This is a genomic window from Streptomyces sp. UH6 (genome assembly GCF_013421635.1).
GTDB classification, from domain to species: domain Bacteria; phylum Actinomycetota; class Actinomycetes; order Streptomycetales; family Streptomycetaceae; genus Streptomyces; species Streptomyces abyssomicinicus.
Genome location: NZ_JACADT010000584.1, coordinates 1 through 3,603, shown reverse-complemented (window position 1 = coordinate 3,603; position 3,603 = coordinate 1). Strand labels below are relative to the sequence as shown.

3 protein-coding genes and 1 pseudogene are annotated in these 3,603 nt (G+C 72.5%); 2 read left to right on the top strand and 2 right to left on the bottom strand.

Annotation, left to right across the window (positions count from 1 at the left end; genetic code table 11):
* A pseudogene (locus tag HW445_RS22455) lies at nt 1-330 on the bottom strand (protocatechuate 3,4-dioxygenase subunit alpha); the annotation flags it as partial.
* A 5-nt stretch (nt 331-335) separates the two neighbouring features.
* A complete protein-coding gene (gene pcaH / locus HW445_RS22450) occupies nt 336-1,109 on the bottom strand; it encodes a protocatechuate 3,4-dioxygenase subunit beta (RefSeq protein ID WP_180222777.1) in 774 nt (257 codons plus the stop codon).
* 291 nt (nt 1,110-1,400) lie between these two features.
* Between pcaH and HW445_RS22445 the strand changes: the two genes are divergently transcribed.
* Complete coding sequence (locus HW445_RS22445) at nt 1,401-1,844, top strand: MarR family winged helix-turn-helix transcriptional regulator (protein ID WP_180222776.1); 444 nt, start codon at nt 1,401-1,403, stop codon at nt 1,842-1,844.
* 456 nt (nt 1,845-2,300) lie between these two features.
* Nucleotides 2,301-3,602 (top strand): SGNH/GDSL hydrolase family protein, encoded by a 1,302-nt coding sequence (locus HW445_RS22440; protein WP_180222775.1) that lies wholly within the window; start codon nt 2,301-2,303, stop codon nt 3,600-3,602.
* The last annotated feature ends 1 nt before the right edge of the window (nt 3,603 follow it).

The following is a 3,603-nucleotide window of genomic DNA, read 5'->3' as shown; positions in this document are numbered from 1 at the left end:
CGTCTGGATCCGGCCCCAGCCGGTGAACTCCAGCCCGTTGCGTCCGACGAACCCGCCCGAGGCAGGGTCGCGGCGCATCGAGCCGGTCGCCGTCGGCACCGAGCCGTCCGGCGCCGCGCCCCACAGCTCGACCAGGGCGTCCGGCAGCGGGTTGCCCTCGCCGTCGTAGACGTGACCGTGCACCGTGACGGTGTCCGGGTGGCCGACGGGGGCGATGTTCCCGCCGTCGGGAATGGGCAGCGCGTAGCCGTAGAAGGGTCCGACGGTCTGGGACGGCGTCGGGAGCACGGCTCCCGCGCCGGGGGAGTCGGTGGTGGCGATGTCGGTCATGGCGGTCAGCGTCCTTCTTCCATCCACGTGGCGCTCGGGCCGTCGAGCACGATGTCCCAGCGGTAGCCGAGGGAGAACTCGGGCACCGAGAGGTTGTGGTCGTAGGTGGCGACCAGACGGTCCCGGGCGGCCTGGTCGGTGACCGCGTGCAGGATCGGGTCGTAGGGGAACAGCGGGTCGTTCGGGAAGTACATCTGGGTGACCAGACGCTGGGTGAACGACCGGCCGAACACCGAGAAATGGATGTGCGCGGGCCGCCAGGCGTTGGTGTGGTTGCGCCACGGGTAGGGGCCCGGCTGGATCGTGGTGAACCGGTAGAACCCGTGCTCGTCGGTGAGGGTGCGGCCGGCGCCGGTGAAGTTCGGGTCCAGCGGGGCGTCGTGCTGCTCGCGCTGGTGGGCGTACCGGCCGGCCGAGTTCGCCTGCCATATCTCGACCAGCTGACCGCGGACGGGACGGCCCTCACGGTCGAGCAGACGTCCCTCGACGGTGATGCGCTCGCCGACCGGCTCGCCGCGGTGCTGGCGGGTCAGGTCGTTGTCCAGCTCCGTGATGTCGCGCTCGCCCCAGGCGGGGGAGGAGAGCTCCACCAGTTCGGGGTCCTTGGTGACGTCGATGGCGACCGGGGGCCGCCGGGGATGGCGCAGCACCGAGGAGCGGTACGGGGCGTAACCGCGGTCCGGGTGGTGCTCCACCGGGGCGCCGCCGGCGACGCGCTGCTCGTAGGCGTCGCGCTCGGCGGCGATCTCCTTGTCGATGTCGTGCTGGGTGAGGGCCATGGTGGCGGCGACTCTCCTTCGTTCGGGCGGACACGGGCCGAAGAGGCCGGCACACCCCTTCGGACCGCACCCGCCGCAGCCACAACCCCGACCGGATCATTTAGTCAGGGCACTGAGTATTTCGGCGGGGCGGAGCACACGTTTTCACCGTTCCCGTCGAGAGGTCAAGATCTCGGCTGCAATCAGGGCAGATGTGGTTGCGGCGCGGCTTCGCGCGGGAGGCGACAGAAGGCCGCGCAGCGACTATTGTTCCGTGCACCAACGAAACCGAAACGGTCCTCGGGAGAGCGTATGGCCGCGGTGGACCTCACCACCCATCCCGGGCATCTCGCTCGACGCCTGCAGCAGGCCCACACCCTGCTCTGGAACGCGATGGTGTCCGAGGAGATCACCTCGCCGCAGTACGCCGTGATGAACGCGGTGACGGCGGAGCCCGGCCTCGACCAGCGCACGGTGGGCGAGCGGGTCTCACTCGACCGCTCCACGGTCGCCGAGGTGGTGGGCCGCCTCATCCGCCGCGAGCTGCTGGACAAGGTGCGCGACCCGCAGGACGGGCGCCGGTACCTGCTGCGCCTCACCGAGGAGGGCGCCCGCACCCACCGCCGGCTCACGGTCCGGGCCGCCCGGATGAACCAGGTGCTGCTCGCCCCGCTCAGCGCGCAGGAGCAGGACCTCTTCGTCGACCTCATCCGGCGGGTCTCCGAGGCCGCCGAGACGCTCCGCCAGCCGGTCTAGGCCCGGCGCGCCCGCCGGAACGCCGCGGGGCAACTGTGCGCGTTCCCGGCCGTGCCGACCGCGCACGAACCGGATCGTCCCGCGCGCCGACATGTTTCGAGCGGTCGACGCGGGTCCGGGCGAGCCGCGCCCCGCGCACCTGACACCTCGCCGCCCGGGAAGGGCACGGCCTCCCGGGCGCCCTCCGTGACCGGTCCCGTATCTCCGGTGGCGAGTCAACGGTCAATCGTGTCCGCAGTGTTGACGCGTGGGGCCGCGCTCCGTAGCTTGCCTCGCGGAAACTTTCGCGTAATTCTCGAAAGTTTCGAATCGGGCGTCCCGCGTCGCTCCGGCACACGACGACACGGGGCGCGGAGCAGCGCATCGTGAGGGAGCCTCATGCCGTCGTCGACGTCGTTTCGCGAAAGATGCAGCCGGATTGCTGCCCGGCTCAGGCTCCGGGATCGCGCCGGGGCCATGCTCAGGACCGCGGCGGTGGCCTCGGTCGCCGTCGTGGTGACCGTCACGGCCACCGCCACCGGCGCCCCGGGCGGGGGCACGGCCCAGGACCGTGAACCCGGGATCGGCCCCGGCGGCGCCCACTGGGTGGACACCTGGGTGTCCATGCCGCAGCTCACCGAACCCCACAACATGCCGCCCGCGCCCTACACGGACGGCGAGTCGGTCCTGGCCGACAGCACCCTGCGGCAGACCATCCGCACCACCGTCGCGGGGGAGAAGCTGCGGCTGCGCTTCTCCAACGCCTTCGGCGGGGCCGAACTCCCCCTCACCCGCGTCTCCGTGGCCCTCCCGGCCGGCGGCGCGGCGGGCGTCGCCGCGATCGAGCCCGGCTCCGCCCGGCAGGTCACCTTCGGCGGACGGAGCTCGACCGTGGTGCCGATGGGCGCCCAGATGGTCTCCGACCCGGTGCGGATGAAGGTGCCTGCCGGAACCAACCTGACCGTGACGGTCTACCTCGCCGAGGGCCAGGCGTCCTCGTCGGTGACCTCGCACCCCGGTTCCCGCACCTCCTCCTACCTGGCCAAGGGCGACCACGCCACCGCCGCCGACCTGCCCGGCGCCACCCGTACCGACCACTGGTACCTCCTCAGCGGCGCGGAGACCTGGTCCGAGGACCCGCGCGCCGCCGGCCTCGTGGTGATCGGCGACTCCCTGAGCGACGGGCGGGGCTCCACCACCAACGGCAACGACCGCTGGACCGACCAGCTCCACCAGCGACTGCTCCGCTCGCCCTCGACCGCCCACGTGGCCGTCCTCAACCAGGCGGCGGGCGGCAACCGGGTGCTGCACGACGGGCTCGGCCCCAACGTGCTCGCCCGCCTCGACCGCGACGTGCTGGTGCGCAGCGGAGCCCGCTGGGCGCTGGTCTTCGAGGGCGTCAACGACCTGGGCACCGCCGAGGCCACCGCATCGGCCCAGGAGGCCACCGCCGACGACCTGATCGCCGCCTACCGGCAGATCGTCGACCGTTCCCACGCCGCGGGGATCGCCGTCTACGGCGCCACCCTCACGCCGTTCGGCGGCAACGACATGTACGACGACCCGGACGGCCACCGCGAAGCGGCGCGCAAGCGGGTCAACGACTGGATCCGCCACAGCGGCGTGTTCGACGCGGTGGTCGACTTCGACCGCGCCGTCCGCGACCCGCAGGCGCCCACCACGCTGCTCCCCGCCTACGACACCGGCGACCACCTCCACCTCAACCCGGTGGGCTACGGCGCGCTGGCCGACGCGGTCCCGGCGCGCCTGCTGCGCTGAG

Coding starts and splice junctions, on each gene's coding strand:
- pcaH (WP_180222777.1), bottom strand. CDS start 1,109: ATGGCCCTCACCCAGCACGACATCGACAAGGAGATCGCCGCCGAGCGC.
- HW445_RS22440 (WP_180222775.1), top strand. CDS start 2,301: ATGCTCAGGACCGCGGCGGTGGCCTCGGTCGCCGTCGTGGTGACCGTC.
- HW445_RS22445 (WP_180222776.1), top strand. CDS start 1,401: ATGGCCGCGGTGGACCTCACCACCCATCCCGGGCATCTCGCTCGACGC.